The following is a 455-nucleotide window of genomic DNA, read 5'->3' as shown; positions in this document are numbered from 1 at the left end:
CGGTGGCGGTGTCGCAGATCGTGGGCTGCGCGACCTGGCAGATCCGGTAGCCACCGGTGAGCGTGCCAGCCGGCGTGTTCGGGGCGATGGTCACGCTGCCGTCGGGTGCGACGGTGAAGCCGGGCGCGCCGCCGGTCTGGGTGAGGACGACGGTCGCCGGTGTGGCAGGTACGCCGTCATTGAGGTCGTTCGCCAGCACGTTGCCCGCCGGTGCGCCCGGCAGGACCGGACCCAGCATGTCGTCGTTCGCGGCCAGCGACGACACCACGACGGCGATCGACGCGGCATCGCAGTTGGTCGGATTGGAGGTTTCGCAGATCTGGTAGCTGCCACTGTAGACGCCGGCGGCGGTATTCGGCGCGATCGCCACCACGCCGGTGGGCGAGATCGACAGCGGGGCAACCACGGTGCTGGTCAGGGTGACGTTGCCGGTCGTGACCGTCACGCCATCCAGC

General features: G+C 70.1%; 1 protein-coding gene. It reads right to left on the bottom strand.

Annotated elements, in window-relative coordinates:
• Window positions 1-455: hypothetical protein (locus IB257_RS31410; RefSeq protein WP_225589336.1), on the bottom strand; the 455-nt coding region annotated here is incomplete at both ends.

The sequence above is a fragment of the Achromobacter sp. ACM03 genome, from assembly GCF_014851665.1.
Classification (GTDB): Bacteria; Pseudomonadota; Gammaproteobacteria; order Burkholderiales; family Burkholderiaceae_B; genus Achromobacter; species Achromobacter aegrifaciens.
This window is presented reverse-complemented; position numbering and strand designations above follow the sequence as displayed.